The following is a 26,601-nucleotide window of genomic DNA, read 5'->3' as shown; positions in this document are numbered from 1 at the left end:
ACAGCGTCGCCTGCCCCCGAACCGAGGAGAACCCCGTGTCGACCCCGAAGATCCTGCATTTCAACGCCTTCGTGATGAACACGGCGTCGCACATCCACCACGGCCAGTGGCGGCGGCCGGATGCCGGCCAGACGGAGTTCAACGACGTCACGACCTGGATCGAGCTCGCGAAACTGCTCGAGGCGGCCAAGTTCGACGGCATGTTCTTCGCCGACGTGAGCGGGCTCTACGGCGACTCCGACGCCGACTTCGACGTCTACGTGCGCGAGGGGCTGCAGATCCCGAGCAACGACCCCACCGTGCTGCTGAGCGCGCTGGCGGTGAACACGGAGCACCTGGGGCTCGCGCTCACCTCGAACGTGGTGCAGAGCCATCCGTTCCACTTCGCGCGGCAGGTGTCGACGCTCGATCACATCTCGAAGGGCCGGATCGCCTGGAACATCGTCACCGGCGTCCAGGACAACGGGGCGCGCAACTTCGGGTTGCCCCAGCTCACCGATCACGCCGAACGCTACGAGTGGGCCGAGGAGTACGTCGACGTCACGTACAAGCTCTGGGAGGGTTCGTGGGACGAGGATGCGCTGCTGAAAGACCGCGACAACAGCTCCTTCTCCGACCCGTCGAAGATCCACAAGATCTACCACGAGGGCAAGCGCTACAAGGTGGAGGGGCCGCATCTCCCGTCGCCGTCGCCGCAGCGCACGCCGGTGCTCTACCAGGCCGGGTCGTCGGAATCGGGCCGCCGCTTCGCCGCGCGCAATGCGGAGGCGACGTTCATCATCGCGCCGAACCCCGAGGTGGCCGCCATCCAGATCGCGGAGACGCGCGCGCTGGCCGTGGAGTACGGGCGCGACCCCGACGACATCAAGTTCTTCCAGGGCCTCAGCTTCGTGATCGGCGACACCGAGGAGGAGGCGCAGGCGCTCGCCGACGAGTACGAGACGTACGTGAGCGTCGACGGCTACTCCGCGCACGCCGCCATCGTGGACAAGAGCGGCCGCGTCTACCCGCCCGAGACACCGCTGAAGGATGTCGACACGAACACCGCACGCGGCTTCCTCGATTGGATCTCGCGCTCCATCACCGACCGGGAACCGATCGTCGCCGACCTCGCCATCGCGCGGGCGCGCAACACGCGGATCGTGGGCACCCCCGAGTCGATCGCCGACCAGATCGAGGTGTGGCAGGCCGCAGGGGTCGACGGCATCAACGTGATCAACTGGGTGATCCCCGGGTCGTTCGCCGAGTTCGCCGACAAGGTGCTGCCGGTGCTCCGCTCACGGGGGCTCGCACAGAGCGAGTACGCCGAGGGAACGCTGCGCGACAAGCTGTTCGGTCAGCCGCGGCTCAACGAGCGGCATCCCGCCGCCCGCTACCGCAACGCGTTCGGCGAACCGGTAGAGTTCTCGAAGTAGACCTCTCGAAGAAGGAGCATTCGACGTGACGAGTGTTGTTGTGCACGAATCCCCCCGCAGAGAGCTGCCGAAGGCGGCCAAGGGCGGCGTGTTCGTGCTCTTCTGGATCATCGCGATCGTGCTCTGGATCATCGCGCCCAACATCTCCGACCCGCGCTGGGGAGCGTTCGTGGTCGACACGGGCATCGTCTTCGCCTCGGTCGGTTTCGCAGCCCCGGGTATCACCTGGACCAAGCCGTTCCGCAACACCCTGCTCGCCGGGGTCGTCGCGATCCTGCTCTTCCTCTGGGCCGATCTCAACGACGTGCAGGTCGTCGTGTATTTCCTGCGCATGTTCGTGCCCTTCGCGGCCCTGCTCACCTCGGTCTACACCCTGGTCGGCAAGGTCAAGGTCTGGTACTAGACCGCGCCCGACATCGCGCGCAGCACCGACCCACGAACGTAAGGGTCTAGCCCCCACAGCCACAGAGGCATAGTGTGCGTGGCATGACGAATCAGGATGACCAACCGTCCATCGACGAGGTCGAACTCCCCGAATCCGGTGAGGCGACGTTCTGGCGCGACGGAGTCCAGCACACCATCCGGTCCGACGGCTCGGAAGACGACGAACCCACCTACACCCTGCACGCCGAAGAGGCTTTGATCGCCCACATCAGCCGCCGCGAGGGCAAGTGGATCGGCGCCACGGTCGAACCGTCACGCCAGGTGGTGTCCGACTCCGACTGGCGCCAGGTCGTCATCGACGTCACGGATTGACGCCGGCCGCATCATGCTCTCCGCATACCGGTCGCTGCGATGAGCGGCATCGTGCGGTCGATCGCCCATCGGCTGGCGGGCGATGCTCAGGCCCTCCCCGACGAGGGGCGGCTGCCCTCGTTCGACCGCGCGACGGCGTGGCTGAACTCGCCTCCGTTGACCGCGGCGGGCCTCCGCGGCCGGGTGGTGCTGGTCGACTTCTGGACCTACACCTGCGTCAACTGGCTGCGCACCCTCCCCTACCTCCGTGCATGGCACGAGAAGTACGCCGCCGCCGGACTCACCGTGGTGGGGGTGCACACGCCGGAATTCGGTTTCGAAGGCGAGCTCGACAACGTCACGGCGCACGCGCGGGCGCTCGGCGTCGAGTACCCGATCGCGGTCGACACGGCGTACGGGGTGTGGGACGACTTCGCGAACCACTACTGGCCGGCACTCTATCTCGCCGATGCGGACGGACGCCTCCGCTTCCATCATTTCGGCGAGGGCGAGTACGCGATGACCGAGATGGCCATCCAGCAGCTGCTCGTCGAGGCCGGGGCGAAGAACGTCGACCTCGGCCTGGTGATGCCGGATGCGGCCGGACTCGAGGTCGCGGCCGACTGGGCGACCCTCCGGTCTCCCGAGACCTACCTCGGGTATGGGCAGAGCAGCGGTTCGCTGTCGGAGGATGCGGCGTTCTACAACCGGCCGCACCTCTACTCCGGCGCTGACCGGCTCGGGCGCAACGCCTGGAGCCTGACGGGCGAATGGACGGTCGCCCGGCACGCCGCCCTCCTCGACGAACCCGGTGGACGGATCTCGTTCGCCTTCCACGCCCGCGACGTCAATCTGGTGATGGCACCCCGCGCCGAGGGTGCGGTCGTTCCGTTCCGCGTACTTCTCGACGGCCGGCCGCCCGAGCGGTCGCAGGGCACCGACGTCGACGGCACGGGTAGCGGTGTGCTGGACAGCCCGAACACCTACCAGCTGATCCGGCAGCTCGACCCGATCGTGGACCGGGTGTTCGAGATCGAGTTCCTCGAGCGCGGGGCGGAGGCGTACTGCTTCACCTTCGGATGATCGTGCGGAGCCGGATGTCGGTGCGGCTCGAGCGAGCGCGGTGACCCGGTCTTCGAGGACGACTTGTCAACAGGTTGTACGCTTGGGCCGGGGCTTTCGACGGCCGCAGGAAGCAGAGCACGTGGAACAGGTGGTCACGCCGGTGGCGCAGCGGATGATCCGCGCCCTCCCGAAGGCGGAGGTGCACGTACACCTCGAAGGAGCCATCGACCTCGGCGACCTGCTCGAGCAGGCGAAGGCCACCGGCATCCGCTTGCCCGGCCCCGCCGCGACGCTGTTCGATACCGCCACCCATGAGCATCCGCCGGCCGGGTCGGAGCTCTCCGCGTATCTGCGCTTCCTCGACTGGGAGGGCTCGCTGTTCCGCTCCCGCGAGCAGCTGGCCAGGCTGGCGTACCGTTTCGCAGCCCGCCAGAGCGCCTCGGGCGTGCGGTACACCGACGTGATCGTCAACCCCACGCATTGGCCGACCTGGCGAGGGGACCTCGACGGCCTGCTGGACGCCCTGGCAGCCGGGCTCGACGAGGCCGAGGCCGATGGGCTCTGCGTGGTGAACCTCTGCGTGTCGATCGACCGGGGCCAGTCGCGCACCGAGGCGGTCGAACTCGCGAGCCGGCTCGTCGATCGGCGCCCCGCCCGCGTCGTGGCGCTCTCCATCGACGGCGACGAGGCGGTCTCCGGGCGTACAGCGCCCACCTTCGCCCCCGCGTTCGAGATCGCCCGCGACGGCGGACTGCACCGCACCGTGCACGCCGGGGAGTCCAGTGGACCGGAGGGGGTGTGGGACGCCCTCACGCTGCTGCACGCCGATCGGATCGACCACGGCATCCGCGCGGTGGAGGACGACCGCCTCCTCGACCACCTGGCCGCCACCGGCATCCCGCTCGGCATCTGCCCCACCTCGAATCTCACGCTGGGACTCGCGCCCGATCTCGCGTCGCATCCGCTCCGCCGTCTCCTCGACCGAGGCGTCGTGGTGACCATCAACACCGACGACCCGGCGCCGCTCGGCACGAGCCTCGAGGCCGAATGGGCGCTGTGCGCCGCCGCGTTCGGCTGGGCGGAGCACGACCTCGCCCGCTTGGCCCGCACCTCGTTCGCGGCCAGCTTCGCCCCCGCGGAGCTGATCGCCGCCCTGTCGGCGGAGGTCGACCTCGTGCGGGAGCGGTTCGCGTCGGAGGTACGAACGTGACCGATCCGTCCGAAGTGCTGCGGCGTGGCGTACTCGCCATCGCCCGTGAGGTGAGCACCACCGGTGGCGCGCTGCCGGGCGAACACGAACTCGCGCGACGCCTCGACGCCAATCGACCCCAGGTGCGCCGCGTGCTGGCCCAGCTCGAGCAGCAGGGCATCGTGCGGCGGCACCAGGGTGCGGCGACGACGGTCGATCCCATCGCGTTGCAGATGACGGTGCGGCTCGAGGAGCAGCTCGAGCATCGCGAACTGCTCGATCGGCTGGGCTACGAACCCGGCGTCGAACTGCTCGGACAGGAGCGGATCGAGCTGGCGTCTCCTCTCACCGAGGTGCTCGGTGCCCCTGCGCTGTCGCCCGCGATCCGCGCGCGGAAGCGCTGGACCGCGGATGGTCGGCCCGCCATGCTGGCCGAGAACGTGCTGCTCCTGCCGGGCAGCACCGACGAGCACGGCACGCCCGGGGTACCGGTGGGCGACGATCCGATCGACGCCGGGCGCTCCATCTTCGCGCTCGTGGAAGAACTGTGGCGCGAGCCCGTGGTCTGGGAGGTCGCGACCCCCGGCGTCGAGAACGTCGCGGAACCCCACGCGACGCTCCTCGGTCTCGAACCCGGCGCCGCCTGCATGACCTTCACGATCGTCGGCGTGCTGCGCTCGGGCCGACGCGTGTTCCACGCCTTCGAGCGCCACAACCCGGCCATCGTGCAGTACTCGGTCGTACGGAGGTTTCCCGAACCATGGACCTGATCGACGACGGCGGCCTGATCGACGGCATCACCCTCTGGGACGGGCGCTCCGAGCGCGGGGTGGTCTCGCTGGGCTGGAACGGCGGCGCCGTCGAGCGGGTCGAGGACGCGGCATCCGATCGCCACTCCGGTCTCTCGATCATCCCGGGGCTCGTCGACACGCACGTGCACTTCGACACGAACGTCGCCGATGACGGCGGGCCACAGGATGCCGCGTGGCCGATCGTCACTCCCGACGCCGAGAAGGCGATGCACGTCGCCGGCAACGCCCTGCGCTTTGCGGCCCACGGTGTCACGACGATGCGGGATCTCGCGTCGTCGCCGGTGCAGATCGCCGTCGCGCGGGCCTTCGAGCAGGGAGTGATCGCGGGGCCACGTCTCCTCGCCTACGGCCCGGTGGGCATGACGGCCGGTCACGGCGACCTCTTCACCCCGCCCACCCTGCGCGACCGACCGCCAGTGGCCGACGGCGTCGACGAATGCCGCAAGCTCGTGCGGCAGTGGGCGCGCGCCGGGGCCGACGGCATCAAGATCTACACCTCGGGCGGCATCCTCTCCACCGGCGACAAGGTGGGCTGGCGCAACCACACCCGCGCCGAGACCGAAGCCATCCTCGACGAAGCGCACGCGCTCGGCCTGCGGGTCGCCGCCCACGCCCACAGCACCGAGGGCTTCGACATCGCCCTGGCGGTGGGCGTCGACTCCGTCGAACACGGCACCGGCATCGCCCCGGAGCACCATGCGGAACTGCTCCGGCGGCGACTGCCGATCGCCCCCACGCTGATCGTGCACGACGCGATCCTCGCCGGAACCGACCCGCGCCGGGCGGATGCCCGCGAGAAGGCGCGCACCACCCTCGCGCGGCGCGATCCCGCGTTCCGCGCCGCGGCCGCCGCCGGAATCCGCTTCGTGCTCGGTACGGATGCCAACGGTCACCTCGTCCGCTACGGCGGCCAGCTCGACGAGCTGCGGCGGATGCGCGACCTCTTCGACTGGACGGCCGAGCGCACCCTGGTGTCCGGCACCTCCGACGCGGCCGACGCGGTGGGTCTCGGCGACGTCGTCGGCACCCTCGCACCGGGGTTCGGCGCCGACTTCGTGGTGGTGCACGGCCGGCCGTGGCTCGACCTCGCCGACCTCACCTCCGACCGCATCGTCGCCGTGGTCGCCCGTGGCCGCCTGCTCGCCGGGGCGCTCCCCCGCGGCTGACCCGCGCGAGCCGCGCCTGGTCATCCGCGCGTTCTCGCAGTATTCGGGCGCGGCATTTCGCCAGAACCCGCGGATGAGCGCGCTGCCGTCAGCTCGTCTTCTCGCCCACGTCCTTGCCCACCGCGAACTCGGGCGGCTCGGTGCCGTTGAGGGCGTGGTCGCCGAGCAGACGCGCCTTGAACGGGTAGGGGTTGTGCGAGGCGAGCGCGCGGGCGTTGCGCCAGTGACGGTCGAGACCGGTCGCGCTGTCGAGCGAGGAAGCGCCGAGCACGTCGAGCAGGTGCGCCGTGGTGGTGAGGGCGAGTTCCGAGATCACCACCTGCGCCGAGCTCACGGCGAGTTCGACGTCGATGAACCGCCGGTCGATCTCCTCGGCCGAGGCCGCGGGGTCTCCCCAGGTCTCCCAGGCCTCTTCGAGGCGGCGACCGATCCCGTCGACGATGAACGACGAGGCATCCGACGCCGCGCGGGCTCGCCCGAGCTGCTCCTGCACCACGGCGTCGTGCCGCGGCAGCTCGCCCGTGCCGGTGAAGTACACCCGTCGCTTGGCACGCAGGATGTCGGTGAGCTCGCGCGTGGCCGCCTCGATCACACCGCTGAGCGCAGCGAGCAGCACGGCCTGGTGCAGACCCGAACCGCCGCGGGTCGGGCCGCCGGCCGCGAAGCGCCGCACCTCCTCTGCCTGCACCACGACGTCCTCGAAGAGCGTTGTGCTGGTGGCCGTGAGGCGCTGGCCGAAGCCGTTCCAGTCGTCGAGCAGGGTGACGCCCTCGCGATCGACGGGCACGACCGGCACCACCGGCGCACCCTCCTCGTCGACCGCACCCACCGGGATCCACTGGGCGTACGCGTTGCCCGTTCCGCAGATCTTGCGACCGTTCAGCCGGCACGACCCGTCGGATGCCCGACGCAGCACGGTCGACACCTGGCCGATCGCGGAGCCGTGCGGCTCGGTCGTGCCGCTGCCGAACAGGTCGCCCGCCGCCACCCGGGCGAGCCAGATCGCGTTCACCTCGTCGTCGGGCGCCCGCAGCAGCAGCTCCACCTGAAAGAAGTGCTGGCGCAGCGTCTGTGGCAGGTTCGAGTCGGCGGCCCCGAGTTCGCGGAGCAGCACGATCAGTTGCCGCACCGAGGCCCCGTGCCCGCCGAGCTCGACGGGCAGGCGGAGCGCTCCGAAGCCCGCCTCGCGGAGGGCGGCGACCTCGGCGTGCAGCAGTGTTCGCGTGCGCTCCCGTTCGGCCGCGCCGCTCGCGATGGACGCGAAGAGCGGCTGGAACCGCGCGAGCAGCTCGGCGTCGGTGGGCCCGGAGGCGGGCCCGGAGACCGGGGTCGTGGTGGTGCTCATGCTCGCTCCTCGATGGGGTGGTGAGCGTCGATCGGCGGCGGGTCGACGCGCGATGTGTCGACGGCGGGTGCGTCGGCGTTCAATGGAAGGCCGGCCGCGCGGCGTTCGGCGAGGTCGGCGCGGATCCGGCGGGCGGGATGCCGCTCCGGCAGGGACGGGCCCGAACCCGTCACCTTCTCGCGTGCCGTTCCCGGCTGGTACTCGGCGCGCATCGTGCCGCGCTCCACGAGCACGGGGCGCACCTGGTCGACGAAGTCCTCGAACGACCCCGGCGAGACCAGGTACTGCAGGTTGAGCCCGTCGATGCCGGCGTCCTGCCAGGCGTCGATCTCGTCGGCCACCTGCTCGGGCGTACCGACGACGTGCCGATTGGCCGCCCAGCGCAGCAGCGTCTCGAAGCTCCAGGAGACATCCGGAGCTCCGGACAGTACCTGCTTCGCCAACGGGCCGGGCGATCCGTCGTTCAGGATGTCGGCGACGGTCGAGGCGAGCTCGTAGCGCGACAAGTCCTCCTGCCAGAACCCGGAGAGCTTCACCAGGATCGACTCGAGCGACTGGATCTCGCGCAACTCGGCATCCAGTCGCCGCGCCTCCTGCTCGGTGCTGCCCACCACGACGCCCAGCCCGCCGAGGATCTTGACGTCGCTCGCGGCCCGGCCGGCCGCCACGGCGGCGGCGCGCAGGGTGCGGATGCTCGCCGGTGCGCTGTCGCGCCCGCCCGAGGTGAAGAGCACCTCGGCGTGTTTGCCGGCGAACTCGATGCCGGTTCCGGATGCCGCCGCGTTGAACAGGAACGGCGTGCGCTGCGGCGACGGCTCGGTGAGGTGCGGGCCCGGCACGTCGTAGTAGGGCCCGACGTGGTCGACGGTGTGCACCTTGCTCGGATCGGTGTAGATGCCGCGCTCCCGGTCGGCGATCACCGCGTCGTCCTCCCAGCTCGCCTCCCAGAGCTTGTAGGCGGCGGTGACGTAGTCCTCGGCGCGACCGTAGCGCTCCTCGTGGCTCGGCAGACCCGGGTGCCCGAGGTTGCGGCCCGCTCCCGGCAGGAAGCTGGTGACGATGTTCCAGGCGATCCGCCCGCCGCTCAGGTGGTCGAGCGTCGAAATCTTGCGGGCGAAGGTGTAGGGCGGCTCCTGCAGGATGTTCTCGGTGAGCGCGAAGGACAGGTCGGTGGTCTCGTGGGCGAGGATCGGGATGAGCACGGCGGGGTCGTTCACAGGCGTCTGCATGCCCGTGGCGATCGCCGCGTCCCGGGTGCCGCGGTAGAAGTCGTAGGGCGCCAGCACATCGGCGAAGAACAGGAAGTCGAACCGTCCCCGTTCGAGCAGTTTCGCGAGATCGATCCAGTATCCCGTCGTGTTCAACTCGGTCTGGCGGCTGTCGGGCCGGCGCCAGGCGCCGTGGTCGTGGTGCGAGAGCACGAACTCGTTGAAGGCGCTGAAGATCAGCGGCGGTCGCTTCGTCATGCGTGCACCCCCGCCGACTCTGCGGCCACGACGGAGGGACGGGGCATGGGTCGTGGCCTCTCTGGAATGGACGCGGGTTTCGGATGCCGGCGACGCGACTTGTCAACAAGTCACACTGTACGAAGCTCCGCGCTCCCGTCGTCCTCTGTTGCCCTCTGTTACGCACGCACGGAGGCGCACAAAAAAGGGGCCCGGCGATCCCCCGCCGGGCCCCCGCGATCGGTCGGCTACTCGCCCACGGCCTCCACGGCCGCGAGGATGGCCGCGATGGCGGCATCCGGATGCGACACCATCGACACGTGCGACGCCGAGACCTCGCTGATGGTCGCCCCCGCACGCTCGGCCATCGAGCGCTGGGTGGCCGGCGGGATGACACGATCCTCCGTCCCGATGACCGCCCACACCGGGCGACCCTTCCAGGACGGCGGCCCCGACGGCGTGGTGTTCGCACTCAGGGAGATGGGCCGCTGAGTGGCGGCGATCAGCCAGCGGTCGGCCTCGGGCAGGTCTTGTGCGAAGGCGTTGTGCACCGTGTCGGGCTTGAGGAACGCCTCGAGGTCGCCCTCAGGGGCGCCCGGGTAGCTGCCGAGATCGAGCACCGTGGTCGGGTCTTCGACGGCGAGCGCCGATCCGGAGCCGCCGAGGATCTGGAACACGAACTCCCCTTCGTCGGGGATGAAGGCGTCCACGTACACGAGCGCTTTGACCTCGTCGCCGAACTGCGCGTTCGTGATGACGAACCCGCCGTACGAGTGGCCGCCGACGATCACGGGACCCTCGGTGTGCTGCTCGACGAACGACGCGACCGTTGCGGCGTCGTTGACGACACCGTGGAGGAGGTTGGGCGGCACCAGCACCGTGAAGCCCTGGCTCTGCAGTTCCGAGGTCACGGCGTTCCAACTGGAGCCGTCGGCCCAGGCTCCGTGAACCAAGACGATGGTGGGTTTCGACATAGCTTTCCTTTTCCTGGAGCGGTTGAGGGTGCAAGTGGCTGAGAGACTACTCCCGCAGGGTGTCCAGGGGAACCGCGCGCCCTTCGGCCACGTAGGCCAGGCGTCGGAGCGTCTCGACGTTGCGGATGTGCAGTGGCACGTCGAGCAGTGGGCCCGGAATGAGAGACCCCGGACCGGCCACCGCCTCCTCGTCGATCCGCACCACGCAGCCGGCACCGCGGCGTTTGACCCGGATGGTGACTTTCGCCTCACCGATCGGCCAGCCGGCCGGTTTGATCACCATGGTGCGCGGCGGGTCCCACTCGAGCACGGTGGTGGAGTCGTCGATCAGTGCCGGCCAGACCCCGAAGGAGTGGTGCAAGGCGCTGCCCTCGGCGGGCCACGCCTCGTCGACATCGCGCATGCGCGAGGCGCCGACCACCCAGACGGGGAAGAGCCAGCCGTCGGCGAGCACCTCGAACACCTGCTCGGGCGAGCAGCGGAAGATGCGGGTGTTCTTCGACATGAGGGGTCCGATCTCTTCGGGTGGGGTCTAGGCGGGCGACAGGGAGGGAGGCGTGGTGATGCCGAACTCCGCGGCGAGTGCCCGGCGCGCGGCGTACCAGCCGGCGAGCCCGTGCACGCCGGGGCCGGGCGGAGTCGAGGAGGAGCAGAGGTAGACCCCGGACGCCGGGGTAGACCACGGGTTCAACGACAGGGTCGGCCGGGCCGCGAGCTGCCACAGGCTCGCACTGCCCGAGGCGATGTCGCCGCCGATGTAGTTCGGATCGTAGTTCTCGAGGTCGGCGGCGGTCCGCGAACTCGACGCGAGCACGAGGTCGCGGAATCCGGGAGCGAAGCGCTCGATCTGGCGGGTGATCGTCTCGGTCTGGTCGACGTCGGAGTCCCGGGGCACGTGCGTGTAGGCCCAGAGCACGTGCGATCCCCCAGGAGCGCGGGTCGGGTCGACCAGCGAGGGTTGGGCCACCAGCACGTACGGGTCGTCGGAGTGCCGGCCCCGCGCCACCGCCCGTTCGGAGGCGGCGATCGCGGCGCGCGTTCCGCCGACGTGCACGGTGCCGGCCTCGCGCAGGCGCTCGTCGGCCCAGGGCACCGGGCCGCTCAGAGCGAAGTCCACCTTCGAGGCCGCGTTGCCGTACCGGAAGCGCGCGAGCGCCGCGCGGTACCAGGCCGGCAGCCGGTCGCCGGCGAGGTCGCCCAGCGCTCTCGCCGAGACGTCGAGCAGCACCGCCCGTGCGGGCCGCACCTGGTCGAGGTCGGTGATCGCGGCATCCGTCTCGATCTCGCCGCCGTGGGCGAGGAGATCCGCGGCCAGAGCGTCGACGATCGACTGGCTCCCGCCGATCGGCACCGGCCAGCCCCGGCCGTGCGCGTAGGTCCCGAGGGAGAGCGCCGCGCCCGCGGTCGAGGGACTCGGCATCGGGCGGATGCTGTGGGCGGCGACCCCGGTGAGCATGGCGGGCGCTTCCTCGCCGCGGAAGCGCAGGTTCCAGAGCGGCGACCCCTGCTCGAGCGAGCGAAGCCCGAAGCGGGCGGCGGTGACCGGATGCGCCGGGATGCGCAGGAGCGGCGACCCGGCGAACTGCGCGACCTGGTCGGCCTTCCGCGCGAGCGGCTCGAAGAGGCTCCGCCAGGCGGGCCCATCGATCCCCAGTTCGCTCGCCGTGCGGTCGAGATCGCGGTAGGCGATGCCCGCGCGCCCTCCGTCGAGCGGATGCCCGTACGACACCTCCGGAACCACCAGCCGTATCCGCTCGGCCAGCCCGAACCGTCGGAAGAAGCCCGAGGCCAGCGCCATCGGATGCACGGCCGAGCACACGTCGTGCCGGAAGCCGGGAAGGGTCAGCTCGGCGGTGCGCGCTCCCCCGCCGATGGTGGGGTTCCCCTCGTACACCCGCACCGAGAGGCCGGCGCGCGCCATGGTGACCGCGGCCGCGAGTCCGTTGGGCCCTGCTCCGACGACGGCGACGTCGACTGCCGCACCCGCCATCAGGCCTGCTTCCGCGCCACGCCGATCAGGCCCGCTCCCAGGGCCACGGCGCTCCCGGCCAGCACGGCCACGACCGGGACGCGGTGACGGAGGTACCAGGTCTGCAGCGACCGCGACTTCGCGCTGTCGCTGAAGATGCCTCGCGCACCCTGATCCCCAGGCACCGGCCGGTAGAGGTTCGTAGGGAGCATCGGCTCCGTCTTGTCCGGAGCCTGCTGGCCGTCGTAGCCCGTCTTGGCGAGGTACCAGTCGAGGAAGAAGGCCACGAACCGGTTGCCGAGGACGGTCTTCGCGGTCGGGAAACCGACCCAGGTGCGGCGCCGCGGATGCTCGGCCACGTAGGCCACGACGCGCGCGGCCACTTCGGGTTCGAAGATCACGTCCATCGGCCTCGGGTGATCGGGCAGCGCCGACTTCACCCAGTTGAACTGCACCGTGTTCATCGCGGGCATGTCGATCGTGGAGATGCGCACAGGGCTCTTGCGGTGGATCAGCTCCGTCGTCACCGACTCGGTGAACCCCTGCACGGCGTGCTTGGCGCCGCAATAGGCCGCCTGCAGCGGGATGCCCCGGTGCGCCAGCGCGGAGCCGATCTGGATGACGTGCCCTTCGCCCCGTGGCACCATGCGGCTGAGCGCGGCACGGGTGCCGTTCACGAACCCGAAGTAGTTCACCTCGGTGGCCCGCTCGAAATCGTCGGGATCGGTCTCGAGGAATTCGGCGAAGGCCCCGACCATCGCGTCGTTCACCCAGAGGGTGATGGGGCCGAGTTCACGTTCCACCTGGTCGGCGGCACGCTCGACGGCCTCGCGATCCGAGACGTCGGTCGAGATGCCGAGGCCACGCCGGTGGTAGTCGCGGATCTCGCCCACCACGGCGTCGAGGCCGTCGGTGCCGCGAGCCAGCACCGCGACATCCCACCCCCGCCCCGCGAGGGCGCGCGAGATGGCGCGGCCGAGGCCCGCTGTTCCTCCGGTGACGACTGCAACTCCCTGGCTCACGACGCGCCTCATTCTGAGCCTTGCGCACTGCGGGTAGCGCGCGATTGCCCGATCGTGGTCAAGCTACGCCGAAACGTTCCGCACCGCTCGCAGTCGGCGCCCAGTCGGTGTGCCTCGCGTTGCACACGACCTGGGGAGAAGCCAGCCCCTGCTCCGATCCGGCGATCAGGAGCAAGGTGGGATCATTCGCTCACCGCCGAAACGAAACGAGACGTCTTGATGACCGATGCCCACCCGTCCCCCCGAGGCACGACCGACAGCGGGAACTGACGATGGAACGCATCCACTACGCGGGTGACTCGCTGCTGACCGGCAGCGAGATCGCCCGAGCGCTCTTCGACTACGCCGGCGCGCTCGCCAGGAACCTGGGCTCGGTGACCGTGGACATCCCGGTGCGGCGCGGCGACGGCACGATCGGGCGCGCCAACTTCCTGATCGGGCCGGCGAGCCAGCTGGTCTCCGAGTCGGAGGCCAGCCCGTACGACGAGCTGACGGATCCCCCGCTCGTCGATCTCCTCAAGCGTGAGGTCGTGAAGCTCGGACCCTCGCGGCCGGTCTCCAGGTCGGGTGGGCCCGACACCACCCTCGACCTGATCGACGATCTCTGATGCCGACTTGCCATCATCGGGGATCTGGCGCAGGGTTGCTCCCAACACACAGGGCGGGGCACGCATGGGAAAACTGACGTACGACTCGACCTTGACGGTCGACTTCGACGATCGCACGCTGGCGCACTTGCAGCTCGTGATCGGCGCGAAGCTCCGCCGGAGCGAAGCGTTCTTCTTCGGCTGGAAGGACGACCCGGCCAGCGGCGACGGGCGCACGACCATCTGGATCCACCCGGAGATCCCGATCGCCTTCAAGTTCTACGGGGGCCGTCAGCCCAGCATCAACCGTGTCTGGGTCGATCAGCTGATGCTCACCGCCAACTCGCCGCAGGGCCTCCAGATGGTGCCCGAACCCGACGAGGCAGCCGAACCGATCCCGGGGGTACCGGAATGAAGCGTGTCAATGTGTTCTACGGGGGTCAGCCGTACTCCATCGGCTACCGCACGGTGGAGAGCGTGCAGGAGGAGATCGAGAGCGGCCTGGATGTCGGCGGGCGCACCTGGCTCACCGTGAACTACGGCGAGGGGCAGGCGCAGGAGACGAAGCTGCTCATCACACCCGGTGTCGACATCGCACTGGTGGGAATCGAGGATCCCGACCTCGATCCTGACATCGACGGCGAGACCGACCCGGCCTGACTCCCGCGCGTTCCCAGGTGCTCGTAACCTGGGACGGGAACTCTGGCGTCATGGCTCAGAAGAAGAATGAACGCGAAGCCATCGACGACGTGATCCGGCGGCTGAAGAAGAAGTACCCCGACGTGCCCGGCAAGGATCTCGAGAAGATCGTGGAGAGCAATTACGCGGCGTTCCAGAACGCGAAGCTCCGCGACTACATCGCGGTGCTGGTGGAGCACGGCGCGAAGTCGGAGATCGCGGCACGCAAGCACAAGCACCGCTGACCGCTGCCTGCTCGGAGCCTGACCAGCGACGACCGCGAGCAGCCCGCCCCCGCCCATCACCCGCGGGTCAGCGGAAACGCAGCCCCACCGTGCCGAAGAGCTTCGTGATGAGCAGGTAGACGAGGTGCGTGCGGGGCCACTGGGTCACGTTCGCCCCGCCCGCGACCGTGTAGTAGTTGTGGCAGCCGGCGTTCATCGCCGAGGCGTGCGTGGCGAGCTGCCGATCGATCCAGCGCACCCACCGCGACTCGGCCGCGGCATCCGTGTCGACGGTGCGGCGGGAGCTGCGCTCGATGCGGCGCACGGCCCGCACCACGACCTCGGCCTGCCGCTCGAGTTGCGCGATGATCGACGTGCCGCCGTTCGTGTTGGGCCCGTAGAGGATGAAGAAGTTCGGGAAGCCCGGAACCGTGATGCCGAGGTAGGCGCTCGCCCGCTCCTTCCACGTCTCGCGCAGATCGCGCCCCCCGGCCCCTGTCACGCGCAGCGACGCGAGGAAGACCTGCGGCTTGAACCCGGTGCTCAGGATCAGCACGTCGACCGGATGCGCGGTGCCTGTCGAGTCCACGACCCCGTCGCGCGTCACCCGTGCGACCTCGTGCGGCACGAGCTGCACGTTCGGTCGGTTGAACGCCGGGTAGTAGGTCGACGCCACGATCGGCCGCTTGCAGCCCCACGGGTAGTCGGGCGTCAGCGCTGCGGCGGTCTCGGGGTCGTTGACGCTGTCCTTGATGAACGCCTCGCACTTCGCCCGCATCTCCCGCTGCTTGGCGCTCTGCACGTCGTTGGCCTTGAAACGCCGGTTCGCCACCGAGAACAGGTAGGCCCGATGGATGCGCTGGGCGAGCGGAACGGTGCGGTAGAACCACCGTTCGCGCGGCGTGTACTCGCGCTCCGACTTCGGCTCGACCCATCCCGGCTCACGCTGGAAGACGCGCAGCTCGCCCGAGAGCGGCGCGACCGCGGGCACGACCTGCGCCGCGGTCGACCCGGTGCCCACCACGGCCACGCGCTTGCCGGTGAGGTCGTGCTGCGGCTCCCAGCGGGAGGTGTGGAACATGACCCCTTCGAACTCGTCGAGACCCGGCCAGTCCGGCATCCGCGGCACGTTGAGCAACCCCACCGCCGACACCACGAAGTCGAACTCGTGGCGCTCGCCCGTCGTGGTCTCGAGCGTGTAGGTCGCGCTGACCTCGTTCCAGGTCACGCTCTCCACCCGTGTGTTCAAGCGGATGTGCGGCCGCAGACCGAAGCGGTCGACGATCTCCTCGGCGTAGGCGAGCAGTTCGGGTTGGGTGGCGTGCGTGCGCGGCCAGTCCTTCTTCGAGAACGAGAACGAGTAGGCGTGCGACGGGATGTCGACCTCGCACCCCGGGTAGCGGTTGTCGAACCAGGTGCCCCCGAAGCCCTCCGACTGCTCGAACAGCGTGAAGTCGGCGTCGGTGCGGGCCTGCAGCTTGACAGCGAGCGCCATCCCTCCGAAACCGGCCCCGATGATCCCGACGCGGAGCGCCCGGCTCGCCCGGCTGCCCCGGCTCGCCCGGCTCGTGCGGCTCATGCGGGCACCGGGTAGTCGTCGGCGTTCAGCACCCACCCCTCCATCGCCGAGAAGTCGAACCGCGGCGGCGAGAAGATGTCGACCAGCCGGTTCGTGCCCGCGGCCACCGCCTCGCTGGTGTGCTGGCTGGGCGGTGGGATGACGGCGAGCGACGGCGTCGACACCCGGCGGTGCTCGTCCTCCCGCCACACCGTGCGGTCGGTGGTCCACGGCCACCGGATGTGGTGCACGTACTCCCCCGCGATCGCCAGCGAGTACTGCTCGAAGTCGTCGTGGTGATGCGGCGAGAGGCGCTGCGGGTCGCGAGGGCCCTCGTGCGGCGCGATCCAGTTGACCATCATCGTCGTGCAGCGGAACAGCCGGAACGGCGACCCGGGCAGCGTGGGCACGGTGAGGTCGTACACCCGGATGCGGTAGCCCTCGGGCGGTGCGGGCCAGGCCTCGAACGGCGGGATGTTGTGATGCGCCACCGCGTAGGAGTCCTGGTTCACCGCGAGCGCGGCGAGGTCCTCCGCGGAGGAACGGATGAGTCGCACCACCCGTCCGGTTCCGTGCACGCTCACGCGGCTCGGCCCGGGCGGCACCACCACGAGTCGTTCACCCGGCACCTCGACGGTCTCGCCGCCCGCCTCGACGGTGAGGGAGACATCCGGATCCGCGGTGATGACGACGTACTCCTCCGCTTCGTCGCGCGGCTCGTAAGCGCTCTCGCCGCTCGCCTCCGACCAGCCGAGCACGAGGTTCTGGCCCCGCGCGTACCAGTCGCGCCGTCCGTCGACGGTGTGGGCGGGCGGCAGCTCGGCGAACTCCGCGTACTCCATGCCGGAGTAGTCGACGACCGGCGGCGCGGCGGCGGGTGCAGCTGCGGTCGCGAGCTTCGATCGGGGGTCTTCGGATCCGTAGGGCATTGCGCGTTACTCCAGGTTCTCAGGCGCCGAGGCGCCGGTGGATGTCGGTGACGAGGTCGGTGGCGGCGGTGCGGAGGAGGCCCGTGTCGTTGCCGGCCATGACGAAGGCGAACCCGCGGTCGGCCGCCGCCGCGACCTGCTCGGCGGATTGCACGGCGGTGCCGACCGGGATCGACCGCTGGCGGGCCGCGTCGAGCAGCCCGTCGACGAGCGATTGCAGGGCGGGGTCTGCCGCGGGAAGCCCGCTGGAGAGCTGCAGGTCGCCCATGCCGAGGAAGACGCCGTTCAGGTGCGGCACCGCGAGGATCTCGTCGATGGCCGCGAGGGCTCCGCGGTCTTCGAGTTGGACCGCGCGTAGCACGTCCGCTCCTCGCGCGAGATAGCGATCGAGGCCGATGGCTCCCCACCGCCCGGCCCGAGAGGTGCTGCCGTTGCCGCGCTCACCTTCCGGGGAGAACGTCATCCCGGCCGCAGCGGCCGCCGCTTCGTCGGCCGTCGTGAGGCGGGGTACCAGGATGCCGTCGACCCCCGCGTCGAGGAGCCGTTGCAACTGCGACCCGGAGCGGTCCGAGACGCGGGTGAGCACGCTCATCCCGTGCGCCTGCGCCACCACGGTCGCCGTGTAGGCGCTCTGCAGGTCGAGCGGGGCGTGCTCCAGGTCGATCACCACGAAGTCGAAGCCGGCGATGGCCAGGATCTCCACGGTCTCGACCGACGGGATCTTCACCCAGGTGCCCACCAAGGTGCGTTCCGCCTCGCGCAGCGTGCGGGCGAAACCGGGGGTGGGCAGGTCGAGGAGGCTCATGCGTCGAGTCCGATCAGTCGGGCCGGGTTGGTGCGGATCATCAGGGCGATCTCGTCCTCGCCGACGCCCAGCTCCAGCAACCGCGGCAACAGTCCCCGGTAGCCCTCGACCGGCAACGGATTGCCGACCTGGCCGAGGTCGGAGCCCAGGACGGTGTTCTCGGCGCCGAATCGGCGGATGAAGTCCACCAGCACCTCGGCGGGGAAGATGTGGTCGCGGTGGTACATGGCCACCTCGTGCTCGACCATGGCGCCGAGCGCGACCATCTCCTCGAGCCGGGCCACGTCGATGTCGGTGACGTAGTTCGGGTGGCTCACCAGCAGGCGGTCGTGGCCGACCTCGGCGGCCGTGCGCACCACGGCGAGCGCCGACTCTCCGTCGAGGTGACCGGTCGAGACCAGCGCACCCTCGTCCTTGGCCTGCTCCACGATCTGCCGCACCTCGGGACGCACGGCCCCGTCGGCGTCGAACACCGACACCTCGGCGCTCTGCATCATGCCGAGCGGCTGGAAGTGCGCCTGGGTCTCGGCGTGGTGCGCGGAGTGCTCGAGGTGGATGCGCGACGAGATCGTGGGGAACCACACCATCCGGCCGCCCATCTTCAGCGATCGATCGACGGCCCAGGGGTTGAGCCCGCCGTTGACGCTGTTGAGGGCGATGCCGCCGAAGACCTGGATGGGCAGGCCCTCCAGCAACGGCTGCATCGAGAGCACATCGGTCACCGTGTCGTGGTAATGACACTTCACCACGATCGCGCGGAACCCGGCGTCGGCCGCCTGGGCGGCCGCCTCCGCGTGCGTGATCCGCCGCGGCATCGGCGAGGGCCCGGAGTGGCAGTGCAGGTCGACGGCTCCGTCGAGCAGGTCGTCGATGATGGTCATCGTCGCAGGTCCTTTCGGTGGTGGGTCACTTGATCGCCATGGCGTTCGGCGGCGAGCCGACCCCGCCCGTGACCGCGAGCGGTTTCGCGGTGAGCAGGAACTCGTAGCGTCCGTCGGCCGCGCAGTCGTCGGCCAGGGCATCCAGTCGCCAGAGTTCACCGAGGTAGAGGCCGAGCAGGGCGATCAGCGGGCGGTGCAGCATGCCGTTGTGGCTCGGCCCGCGCTCGGGAAGGGATTCGGTCGGGTCGACGAACTCCGAGTGCGGGTCGACCGGGAACGACTCCACTCCGGCGTTGTCGGAGGCCAGCATCGCGATGCCGGTGTCCCACAGGAATTCGAGCATCGCGGTGCTCTGCTCGATGCCCGGCGATCCCCAGTTGCGGCGGCGGTGCTCCTGCTGCTCGGGCGTGAGCGCGAGGTAGTCGGCGGCCCATCCGGTCTGCATCAGGATGACGTCACCCTGCCGGAGCTCCACGCCGTGGAACTCCGCCGCTCCCCGCAGATCGGCCACGGTGACGCGCTGGTTGGTGGTGACGTCGAGGGTGCGCCCGGTGGCCGCGAAGTAACGCGGCAGGTCGAGCAGTACTCCCCGGGTCACCACTCCGTGCTCGGCCACCAGTTGGATGCCGAGGTCCGGCGTGCCCTCGGCTATCCGTTCGTCGGCCACGCCGCCATAGAAGCCGTGCTCCGGATGGCGCATGTGCCGCAAACCGTCGATCTGCGAGGTCGACTGCAGGTAGAAGGCATCCAGCCAGTCGTCGCGGTGGTTGGGGTTGTTGGCGAACACGTGGTGCTCGGTCGGCGGCCGCGTGCCCGCGATGCTCGGCACGAAGGTGTTGATCGGGTAGTCCAGATCGAACACCCGGCCGTCGCGCACGAGGGCTGCGGCCGCCGCGGTCTGCTCGGCGCCGATGAAGTTCAGGGCGCCGAGCTGGTCGCCCTCGCCGAACACACCCCACGACGAGCCGGGAGGGCCGTCGGTGCGTTCGAGCAGGTCACGGTAGCTGGGCAGTGGAACTCGGGTCACGCGGGCGCCTCCGTGGCGAGGGCCGTCGCGGGCTTCGGCGTCACCGCGATGTCGTCACGGGCCAGGTCGATGCCGCGGGTCTCGGGCGAGACGGCCACGCTGACGATGATCAGGATGCCGGCCACCACCGTGAGCACCACGGGCGTGAGGCTCAGCGGGATGAAGTTCGACAGTCCCGCCTGGTACGCCGCGAAGAACCCGGGGATGATGACCGCGAGCGAGTAGCCGATGCCCCACCCGGAGGAGCGGATACGCGTCGGGAAGCGCTCGTTGATGTACGACGGCAGGGTGCCGATCGTGAATCCGTTCACGCACTGCACGAAGAAGACCACCGCGACGAGCCCGAAGAAGGGGATCTGCACGCCGCTGCCCAGCAGCACGAACAGGCCCGACATCACGATCAGCACGAGGAACCCGGCGAACAGCAGCACCGGCTTGCGGCCGAAGCTGTCGCTCAGCCGACCGGAGAGCATGTAGGCGAAGGGCACCACGATGTTGGCGAAGATGATGCTCAACGTCAGGTCGGTGGGCGTGAACCCGTCGCGGGCGAGCAGCAGCTGCGGCACGACCGAGCCGACCATGTTCACCATAAAGAACACGCCGGTCATCAGCACGAAGACCTGGAGGAAGGCCTTGAGGTGCTTGCGGCTGAGCATCTCGCGGATCGGGTTCTTGGCCTTCTCCGCCTCGACCCAGAGCACCGACTCCTCGACGTCCTTACGGAGGTAGCGGGCCACCACCCAGGCGAACACGGCGCCGATGACGAACGGGATGCGCCATCCCCACTGCACGTAGGGCGATCCGATCTCGCCGGCGGGCGAGATCTGCAGCGCGAGGAAGGTGAAGACGGCGATGGCGAGGTAACCGATGGTCGATGCGCTCTGCACGAACCCGCCGATGAACCCGCGCCGGTTGGTCTTGGCGTACTCGATCGCCATGGGCGTGGCCGCCGTGTATTCGCCGCCCAGGAAGATCCCGTCGATGAAGCGCAGCACGAGGAGCAGGGTGATGGCCGCGATGCCGCCGATCTGCTCGGCGCCCGGGAGGCAGGCGATGAGCAGCGTCGTGATGCCGAAGCCGTACATCGAGATCGCTCCGACGCGCTTGCGGCCGAGCCGGTCGGCGAGATGGCCGAACAGGATGGCGCCGATCGGCCGCCCGAACAGGGTCACCGCGAGGATGAAGCCGGTCACCACGGCGGTCTGGCCGACATCCAGGCCCTGCGTGAAGTAGACCATGGCCGGGAGCAGGGCGATCGACGGGAGGTAGATGTCGAAGGAGTCGACGAGGAAGCCCCAGAACGCGCCGCGGATGGCGCGCCGGCGGCGGACGGTGGGATCGGTGGTCGAGTTGTCGACCGTGGCTGCGGTGCTCATGCTGATCCTTTCTGTTACGGAGACCGTCTTTGGTCTCCGGCGGAAAAACGGTGGAACGGATGCCTGCCGGTGCGGGTCAGGACGGAGGTCGCACGTCGAAGGCGCGCAACTGGAGCGCCATCATGCGGTAGTAGCCGACGAGGGTCACGATCTCGAACACGGCGGTGCGCCCGAGCGCGCTCACCGCGTCGTCGAACTCGATGTCGCCGAGCGGCTGCCCGCTCAGCAGAAGCCGGGCGAGGTCGTACGCGGCGGACTCGGCCGGGTCGGTGAAACGCGGCGAGCCTCCGAGCAGCTCGTCGATCTCGCTGTCGCTCAGCCCGGCGGCCCGCCCGGCGCGGATGTGCGCCCAGCGCTCGAAGTCGTTGTCCTCCACCCGTGCTGTGGCGAGGATGACGATCTCGTGCACCCGACGTGGCAGTGAGAGCGAATAGCGGATGACCTCGGCGAGCGGTTCGAGAGCCAGCCCGAGCCCGGGGCTGAGCTGCCAGGTGGCGGGCGGGCCCGTCAACCGGCCGTCGTCGTCGAGGAGGGAGAAGTCGGTGCCGGCGGCCACCCGCCGGCCCGTGGTGAAACGGCGAACCAGCTCGCGCTGCTGCTCGGCCTCCTCCGCCGTGTGCGCCTCGCCGAGCACGCCGAGCCGGGCATTCATGCCAGCTCCGGAACGGGAAGGCGCAGCAGCCGATGCGGGTTCACGACGAGCATGGTGCGGAGCTCCTCGGCGCTGAAGCCGAGGAAATGGAGCTGCTCGGTGAGGGTGCGCAGGCTCTCCGGCTCCGGAGGCACCCAGCGGGAGAAGACATCGGAGCTCAGCACCACGTTCTCCGGCCCCACCACGCGGATGGCCTCGGCGAAATCGCGCACCGAGTGGTGCGAGGTCGGGTTGATCAGCGGAGCGCTGGAGAATTCGAGCAGGCCGCCGAGGTCGATGAACGGCTGCAGTTCGCGGGCATCGTCGGTGAAGTGCAGCGGATGCGTGATCATCGCCGGTCGGCCGAGCTGGTGGCAGAGTCGCGCCACCGCGAGGCTCTCCTCGAGCCCGAGATGTCCGGTGGCGACGAGCATCTCGCGCGAGACAGCGGCCCGCACGGCGTCTTCGGCGGCGGAGGTGAGCTCTCCGTCGACCGCCACCGTGATGGCGTGCGACTCGGCGTAGGAACGGAAGCCGGGAGTCTGCTTCTCGAGCAGGGTGGAGATGTACCCCCAGCGGTCGACATCCGCCCGGGCCCCCCAGGTGGGGAAGAAGACGACGCCGGCGCCGTGGTCGGCGGCCCACTCGACGATCGTCGGCTCCACGCCGCCGACCTGCGGATTGAGGGTGATGCTGCCGATCACCCGGAAGTCATCGCCGAGCGCATCCTGAGCCGCCCGTGCCCGGTCCATCGTGGGCCAGAGGTGCGACTTCAGCACCCACCCCCGTATACCGTAGGACCGTGCGAGCCGCGCGACGCCGATGTCGGAGCCGCGGTTCTGCGCGCTCTCCGCGAGGTCGGGTTGCCCGTGCACGTGGAGGTCGAACGCTCCGGCGAGGAACCTTCCGAATTCCGGGGGCAGCGCCTCCTCGAAAGAGGGGCTCGGTGCGGCTTCATCCACTGCGTTCTCCATTGCGTCATCGTCATTGGCGTGGCAATCGTACGACAGTCCGACAAGCACACATCACGCCAGGTGGCGGAGTCTGACCGGCGTTCGCGCGCCAAGTGGCGGTGGGTCGGGGCGGATGGCCGCGCGATGATGGTGTCGACCCCATGGACGAGGGCACGAGAGAGCAGATGGAACAGAGCATCACGACGAACGTCGACACCGAGCCGCCCGCACCGTCGCGCACGGCACCGCCCTTCGACCCCGAGCTGGAAGCGGCACTCATCGCCCTCGCCGACGGGGTGCCGCCCACGGTCACCCCGTCGATGATCGGGCCGATGCGGGAGAACCCGCGACTCCGGGTGACGCCGCAGATGGCCGCCGACGCCGGCATCCTGAGCCGCGACGTCACGATCCCCGGCCACGAGGGAGCGGATGTCACGGTCACCGTGCTCGAGGCGGAGGGCCGACGTCCCGGCGGACCCGTCATCTACCACCTGCACGGCGGCGGGATGATCGTGGGCGACCGCTGGTCGGGCGTGGCCGCGCTCTTCGACTGGCTGCACCGCTACGACGCCGTCGCCGTCTCGATCGAATACCGTCTCGCCCCCGAGTTCCCCGATCCCTATCCCGTCGAGGACTGTTACGCCGGCTTGCTCTGGCTGCGCGAGAACGCGGCCGCACTGGGTGTCGACCCGCACCGCATCCTGATCACCGGCGCGAGCGCCGGCGGCGGGCTCGCGGCCGGGGTCACGCTGCTGGTGCGCGACCGGGGCGGCCCCGCGCTCATCGGCCAGCTCCTGATGTATCCGATGCTCGACGACCGCGACTGCACGGTCTCCGCAGCGCAGATCGACGGCATCGGGGTCTGGGACCGCGGCAGCAACCGCACCGGATGGACGGCCCTGCTCGGCGACCGCCGCGGCACCGCCGAGGTCTCCATCTACGCCGCGCCGTCGCGGGCCACCGATCTCTCCGGGCTGCCGCCGGCGTTCATCGACTGCGGGAGCGCCGAGGTGTTCCGCGACGAGGACGTCGCCTACGCCAGCACCATCTGGGCCTCGGGCGGCCAGGCCGAGCTGCATGTCTGGCCCGGCGGGTTCCACGCCTTCGAGGGCTACGCGCCGCAGGCCGCTCTCTCGCAGGAGATGGTGGACATGCGCGACCGATGGGTGCACCGGCTCCTGGCCGAATGAACCGCGCGACGGCCCCGATCGCGGCGTGGCAGGATGAGTGAGGAGCACGCGCAAGGGAGCCGAGCATGCAGGAGTTGATGGGACGGGTCACCGCACTCGATCCCTCGGTGAGCCAGAGCCTCAAGGTCATCTCCTACTTCGACGCCCTGGTGGCGGGCGAGGTGAACCTCGAGACGCTCGTGCGCGGCGCGGCGGCGCTCTCCGGCACGGTCGCCGGGCTCTCCGCTCCGAGCGGTGTCGTGCGGGTCGAGGCGAGCGGACGCCGACTGAACGACATCGTCGACGGCGACGCCTCCGCATCCTGGCCGACGATCGCGGCCGACGAGTCGGCGCGGGTCTGGCTGGAACGCGACGGCGACGCCCATGCCAACGACGCCATGATCCTGGAGCGCCTCGCCCTCGCGGTGGCGCTGATCCGCGCCCGGCGGCTGATCGCGCCCGACGACTCGATGGCGACGGTCCTCGACGCTACGCGCCCGACGGCGGAACGGGCCGCCGCCGCCACCCGGTTGCGGGTCGAGGATGCGCGGGTGCGCGCCGTCGCGACCGCGCCCGACGTCGTGATCCCCGGCCCGACCGCTCTCGTCGCCACCGCCTTCGGCGTGGTGCGGGCCTCGATCGTTCGGCACGACGCCGTGGTCCCCCGTGGCGGGCTGGGCCGGATCGGCGGGAGTCTCGACCTCGCCTCCTCGTGGCGCACGGCGCTGCTCGCCTTCCGCCTCACCGACGAAGCCGCGCCGGTTGTCGACGCGGATCAGTTCGGCGTGCTGCTGGACGCGGTGCTCGCGGCCGAGGCCGATGGGGTCGACCACCCCGACGTGCGGATGCTCGCCACACTCGACGCACCGACCCTCACGATGCTCGACGCCCTGGCCCACGCCGAGAGCGTCCGCGCCGCCGCGACCGTGCTGCACCTGCATCACTCGACGCTGCAGACCCGCCACGAGGCCATCACCCGCGACCTCGGCTACGACCCGCGCTCCCCGGTGGGACGGGCGCGCTACGAGGTCGCGAAGATGCTCCACCGCCTCACGACACGCTGAACCACCGCCGCACGTCACAAAACTCCGCCCGCATCTGTCTTAAGGGGTGACGGAAGGCGGAGAGATGAGCAGAGCGAGGGACGCGAGAGGCGGCCGATCGCTCAGCGACCGGATCGCCGTCGCCCTGACCGAGAGCACCGTGTTCGGCCGTCGCATGGGCGACGTGCGGGCCGGGCTGAGGCGCCGGATGGTGCCGAACCACTGGTCGAGCCTGTTCGGGGTGGTCGCGATCGCCAGTCTGGTCGTCATCCTGGTGACGGGTCTCCTCCTGATGTTCTTCTACGTGCCGTCGAGCGAGACCGTCACGAGCACGACGCCGTACCCGCCTCTCGCCGGAACCGAGACCTCGAAGGCGTACGCCTCGACGCTCCACCTCTCGCTCGAGGTCCAGGGCGGCCTGCTGCTGCGGCAGGCGCACCACTGGGCGGCCCTCGTGCTACCGGCGGCGCTCATCCTGCAGCTGCTCGCCACCTTCTTCACGGGCGGATTCCGGCGGCCCCGGCGCGGACAGTGGGTGCTCCTGTTCCTCATCCTCATCGTCAGCCTCGTCGGCGGCTGGAGCGGCTACGCACTCCCCGACGACATGCTCTCGGGCACCGGGCTGCGCATCGTCGAGGGGATCGTGCTCGGCATCCCCGTGATCGGCACCTGGGCTTCCGGCCTGCTGTTCGGCGGCGAGTTCCCGGGCGAGATCATCGAGCACCTCTACCCGGTGCACGTCGCCGTGGTGCCCGCCGCGCTGATCGTGTTCATCGGCCTGCGCGCCTTCGCCGCGTGGGTGCAGAAGCCCGCTCAGTTCCGCGGCCCCGGGCGCACCGAGGAGAACGTGGTCGGCGTGCCGCTGCCGAACGCGGCCGTGCGCGCGGTGGGCCTCGGAGCCCTGGTCTGCGGCGTCATCCTGGTCATCGCGGCCACCGTCACCATCAACCCGATCTGGGCCTACGGGCCCTCCTCCCCCGGCGACGCCTCGGCCGGCAGTCAGCCCGATTGGTACACCGGCTTCCTCGACGGGGCGCTGCGCCTGGTCCCCCCGGGCTGGGAGTTCGAGTGGCTGGGCCACACCTGGACCCTGGCGGTGCTCATCCCGCTCGCCGTCGTCTCGGTCTTCCTCGCGGTGGTGGCGCTCTACCCGTTCCTGGAGGAAGGGATGACGCGCGACCACCGCGACCACAACCTCCTCGACCGCCCACGCAGCCGACCCACGCGCACCGGCCTCGGCGTGGCCGCCGTCGTGTTCTTCGGCACGCTCTGGGCCGCCGGCAGTGCCGACGTGATCGCCACGCAGCTCCAGGTCACGTTCGAGGGGGTCATCCTGTCCCTCCAGATCACCCTCCTGGTCGGGCCGCCGGTGGCGTTCTGGATCACACGGCGCGCCGCCATCGGGCTGCAGCGACGTGATCTCGACATCCTCGAGCACGGTTTCGAGACGGGCCGGATCGTGCGGCTGCCGGGCGGCGAGTACGTCGAAGTGCACCAGGCGGTCGATCGCGCCGAGCGCGCTCGCCTCCTCGCCGGTGTCACGGCCGCTCCGTCGAGCGCCGGTGAAGAAGCCCCCGCGCTCACTGGAGGGCCCCGCTGAATC

Annotated in this window: 28 protein-coding genes; 14 read left to right on the top strand and 14 right to left on the bottom strand. The window is 70.1% G+C overall.

Annotation, left to right across the window (positions count from 1 at the left end):
- Nucleotides 1-35: 35 nt before the first annotated feature.
- The 7 genes from ACFJGU_RS15000 to ACFJGU_RS14970 all read left to right on the top strand — a co-directional run bounded on the left by ACFJGU_RS15000 (nucleotide 36) and on the right by ACFJGU_RS14970 (nucleotide 6,382).
- Nucleotides 36-1,415, top strand: a complete 1,380-nt coding sequence (locus tag ACFJGU_RS15000) for an LLM class flavin-dependent oxidoreductase (protein ID WP_382304295.1) — start codon at nucleotides 36-38, stop codon at nucleotides 1,413-1,415.
- A 25-nt stretch (nucleotides 1,416-1,440) separates the two neighbouring features.
- Nucleotides 1,441-1,818, top strand: a complete 378-nt coding sequence (locus ACFJGU_RS14995; protein WP_382304294.1) for a hypothetical protein — start codon at nucleotides 1,441-1,443, stop codon at nucleotides 1,816-1,818.
- An 83-nt stretch (nucleotides 1,819-1,901) separates the two neighbouring features.
- Nucleotides 1,902-2,171, top strand: coding sequence for a hypothetical protein (locus tag ACFJGU_RS14990; RefSeq protein WP_382304293.1), 270 nt, complete (start codon nucleotides 1,902-1,904; stop codon nucleotides 2,169-2,171).
- A 39-nt stretch (nucleotides 2,172-2,210) separates the two neighbouring features.
- On the top strand, nucleotides 2,211-3,233 hold the full coding sequence (locus tag ACFJGU_RS14985; RefSeq protein WP_382304292.1) for a redoxin domain-containing protein: 1,023 nt from the start codon (nucleotides 2,211-2,213) through the stop codon (nucleotides 3,231-3,233).
- Nucleotides 3,234-3,354: 121 nt separating this feature from the next.
- Nucleotides 3,355-4,425, top strand: a complete 1,071-nt coding sequence (add, locus tag ACFJGU_RS14980) for an adenosine deaminase (RefSeq protein ID WP_382304291.1) — start codon at nucleotides 3,355-3,357, stop codon at nucleotides 4,423-4,425.
- The gene (locus tag ACFJGU_RS14975) at nucleotides 4,422-5,174 is read left to right on the top strand and encodes a GntR family transcriptional regulator (RefSeq protein ID WP_382304290.1); all 753 of its coding nucleotides are present in this window, start codon (nucleotides 4,422-4,424) and stop codon (nucleotides 5,172-5,174) included. The genes add and ACFJGU_RS14975 overlap by 4 nt, the downstream gene beginning before the upstream one ends.
- Nucleotides 5,165-6,382 (top strand): amidohydrolase family protein, encoded by a 1,218-nt coding sequence (locus ACFJGU_RS14970; protein ID WP_382304289.1) that lies wholly within the window; start codon nucleotides 5,165-5,167, stop codon nucleotides 6,380-6,382. Before ACFJGU_RS14975 ends, ACFJGU_RS14970 begins: the two co-directional genes overlap by 10 nt.
- An 88-nt stretch (nucleotides 6,383-6,470) precedes the next feature.
- Here the strand turns inward: ACFJGU_RS14970 and ACFJGU_RS14965 are convergent, their stop codons facing one another.
- The 6 genes from ACFJGU_RS14965 to ACFJGU_RS14940 form a co-directional block, all read right to left on the bottom strand.
- The gene (locus tag ACFJGU_RS14965) at nucleotides 6,471-7,727 is read right to left on the bottom strand and encodes an acyl-CoA dehydrogenase family protein (RefSeq protein WP_382304288.1); all 1,257 of its coding nucleotides are present in this window, start codon (nucleotides 7,725-7,727) and stop codon (nucleotides 6,471-6,473) included.
- Nucleotides 7,724-9,193 (bottom strand): NtaA/DmoA family FMN-dependent monooxygenase, encoded by a 1,470-nt coding sequence (locus ACFJGU_RS14960; RefSeq protein ID WP_382304287.1) that lies wholly within the window; start codon nucleotides 9,191-9,193, stop codon nucleotides 7,724-7,726. The genes ACFJGU_RS14965 and ACFJGU_RS14960 overlap by 4 nt, the downstream gene beginning before the upstream one ends.
- A 227-nt stretch (nucleotides 9,194-9,420) precedes the next feature.
- The gene (locus ACFJGU_RS14955; RefSeq protein WP_382304286.1) at nucleotides 9,421-10,146 is read right to left on the bottom strand and encodes an alpha/beta fold hydrolase; all 726 of its coding nucleotides are present in this window, start codon (nucleotides 10,144-10,146) and stop codon (nucleotides 9,421-9,423) included.
- Between the two features lie 46 nt (nucleotides 10,147-10,192).
- Complete coding sequence (locus ACFJGU_RS14950; RefSeq protein WP_382304285.1) at nucleotides 10,193-10,651, bottom strand: SRPBCC domain-containing protein; 459 nt, start codon at nucleotides 10,649-10,651, stop codon at nucleotides 10,193-10,195.
- A 27-nt stretch (nucleotides 10,652-10,678) separates the two neighbouring features.
- Nucleotides 10,679-12,136: a phytoene desaturase family protein gene (locus ACFJGU_RS14945; RefSeq protein ID WP_382304284.1), complete on the bottom strand. Its 1,458-nt coding sequence runs from the start codon at nucleotides 12,134-12,136 to the stop codon at nucleotides 10,679-10,681.
- Nucleotides 12,136-13,137: an SDR family oxidoreductase gene (locus ACFJGU_RS14940; protein ID WP_382304283.1), complete on the bottom strand. Its 1,002-nt coding sequence runs from the start codon at nucleotides 13,135-13,137 to the stop codon at nucleotides 12,136-12,138. The genes ACFJGU_RS14945 and ACFJGU_RS14940 overlap by 1 nt, the downstream gene beginning before the upstream one ends.
- Nucleotides 13,138-13,409: 272 nt before the next feature.
- Between ACFJGU_RS14940 and ACFJGU_RS14935 the strand changes: the two genes are divergently transcribed.
- From ACFJGU_RS14935 to ACFJGU_RS14920, 4 genes are all read left to right on the top strand, one after another.
- Entirely contained in the window at nucleotides 13,410-13,745 is a 336-nt protein-coding gene (locus tag ACFJGU_RS14935) for a hypothetical protein (protein WP_382304282.1), read from the top strand.
- A 64-nt stretch (nucleotides 13,746-13,809) separates the two neighbouring features.
- The gene (locus tag ACFJGU_RS14930) at nucleotides 13,810-14,139 is read left to right on the top strand and encodes an ATP-dependent DNA ligase (protein ID WP_382304281.1); all 330 of its coding nucleotides are present in this window, start codon (nucleotides 13,810-13,812) and stop codon (nucleotides 14,137-14,139) included.
- Entirely contained in the window at nucleotides 14,136-14,384 is a 249-nt protein-coding gene (locus ACFJGU_RS14925) for a hypothetical protein (protein WP_382304280.1), read from the top strand. Before ACFJGU_RS14930 ends, ACFJGU_RS14925 begins: the two co-directional genes overlap by 4 nt.
- A gap of 50 nt (nucleotides 14,385-14,434) precedes the next feature.
- Nucleotides 14,435-14,647, top strand: coding sequence for a three-helix bundle dimerization domain-containing protein (locus ACFJGU_RS14920; RefSeq protein WP_382304279.1), 213 nt, complete (start codon nucleotides 14,435-14,437; stop codon nucleotides 14,645-14,647).
- A 67-nt stretch (nucleotides 14,648-14,714) separates the two neighbouring features.
- Here the strand turns inward: ACFJGU_RS14920 and ACFJGU_RS14915 are convergent, their stop codons facing one another.
- The 8 genes from ACFJGU_RS14915 to ACFJGU_RS14880 all read right to left on the bottom strand — a co-directional run bounded on the left by ACFJGU_RS14915 (nucleotide 14,715) and on the right by ACFJGU_RS14880 (nucleotide 22,807).
- On the bottom strand, nucleotides 14,715-16,205 hold the full coding sequence (locus tag ACFJGU_RS14915) for a flavin-containing monooxygenase (RefSeq protein WP_382304278.1): 1,491 nt from the start codon (nucleotides 16,203-16,205) through the stop codon (nucleotides 14,715-14,717).
- Nucleotides 16,202-17,113, bottom strand: coding sequence for a hypothetical protein (locus ACFJGU_RS14910; protein ID WP_382304277.1), 912 nt, complete (start codon nucleotides 17,111-17,113; stop codon nucleotides 16,202-16,204). Before ACFJGU_RS14910 ends, ACFJGU_RS14915 begins: the two co-directional genes overlap by 4 nt.
- Nucleotides 17,114-17,132: 19 nt before the next feature.
- Nucleotides 17,133-17,918, bottom strand: a complete 786-nt coding sequence (locus tag ACFJGU_RS14905) for an HpcH/HpaI aldolase/citrate lyase family protein (protein WP_382304276.1) — start codon at nucleotides 17,916-17,918, stop codon at nucleotides 17,133-17,135.
- Nucleotides 17,915-18,799: a DUF6282 family protein gene (locus ACFJGU_RS14900; RefSeq protein WP_382304275.1), complete on the bottom strand. Its 885-nt coding sequence runs from the start codon at nucleotides 18,797-18,799 to the stop codon at nucleotides 17,915-17,917. The genes ACFJGU_RS14905 and ACFJGU_RS14900 overlap by 4 nt, the downstream gene beginning before the upstream one ends.
- A gap of 25 nt (nucleotides 18,800-18,824) precedes the next feature.
- Complete coding sequence (locus tag ACFJGU_RS14895) at nucleotides 18,825-19,826, bottom strand: cyclase family protein (protein WP_382304274.1); 1,002 nt, start codon at nucleotides 19,824-19,826, stop codon at nucleotides 18,825-18,827.
- Entirely contained in the window at nucleotides 19,823-21,202 is a 1,380-nt protein-coding gene (locus ACFJGU_RS14890) for an MFS transporter (RefSeq protein WP_382304273.1), read from the bottom strand. Before ACFJGU_RS14890 ends, ACFJGU_RS14895 begins: the two co-directional genes overlap by 4 nt.
- 76 nt (nucleotides 21,203-21,278) lie before the next feature.
- Nucleotides 21,279-21,854 carry a carboxymuconolactone decarboxylase family protein gene (locus ACFJGU_RS14885; RefSeq protein ID WP_382304272.1) on the bottom strand — a complete coding sequence of 192 codons (576 nt, stop codon included), beginning with the start codon at nucleotides 21,852-21,854 and terminating at the stop codon, nucleotides 21,279-21,281.
- The gene (locus ACFJGU_RS14880; RefSeq protein ID WP_382304271.1) at nucleotides 21,851-22,807 is read right to left on the bottom strand and encodes a DUF6282 family protein; all 957 of its coding nucleotides are present in this window, start codon (nucleotides 22,805-22,807) and stop codon (nucleotides 21,851-21,853) included. The genes ACFJGU_RS14885 and ACFJGU_RS14880 overlap by 4 nt, the downstream gene beginning before the upstream one ends.
- Nucleotides 22,808-22,971: 164 nt before the next feature.
- Here ACFJGU_RS14880 and ACFJGU_RS14875 point away from each other — a divergent pair, with 164 nt between their 5' ends.
- The 3 genes from ACFJGU_RS14875 (at nucleotide 22,972) to ACFJGU_RS14865 (ending at nucleotide 26,598) form a co-directional block, all read left to right on the top strand.
- Nucleotides 22,972-23,976: an alpha/beta hydrolase gene (locus ACFJGU_RS14875; RefSeq protein WP_382304270.1), complete on the top strand. Its 1,005-nt coding sequence runs from the start codon at nucleotides 22,972-22,974 to the stop codon at nucleotides 23,974-23,976.
- Nucleotides 23,977-24,041: 65 nt separating this feature from the next.
- On the top strand, nucleotides 24,042-25,019 hold the full coding sequence (locus tag ACFJGU_RS14870; protein ID WP_382304269.1) for a helix-turn-helix domain-containing protein: 978 nt from the start codon (nucleotides 24,042-24,044) through the stop codon (nucleotides 25,017-25,019).
- Between the two features lie 64 nt (nucleotides 25,020-25,083).
- The gene (locus ACFJGU_RS14865; protein ID WP_382304268.1) at nucleotides 25,084-26,598 is read left to right on the top strand and encodes a cytochrome bc complex cytochrome b subunit; all 1,515 of its coding nucleotides are present in this window, start codon (nucleotides 25,084-25,086) and stop codon (nucleotides 26,596-26,598) included.
- Nucleotides 26,599-26,601 lie beyond the last annotated feature (3 nt).

Origin of the sequence: Herbiconiux sp. UC225_62 (genome assembly GCF_042694625.1) — a bacterium.
Classification (GTDB): Bacteria; Actinomycetota; Actinomycetes; order Actinomycetales; family Microbacteriaceae; genus Herbiconiux.
The sequence above is the reverse complement of the archived record's forward strand: the minus strand, read 5'-3'. Positions and strand labels throughout refer to the sequence as shown.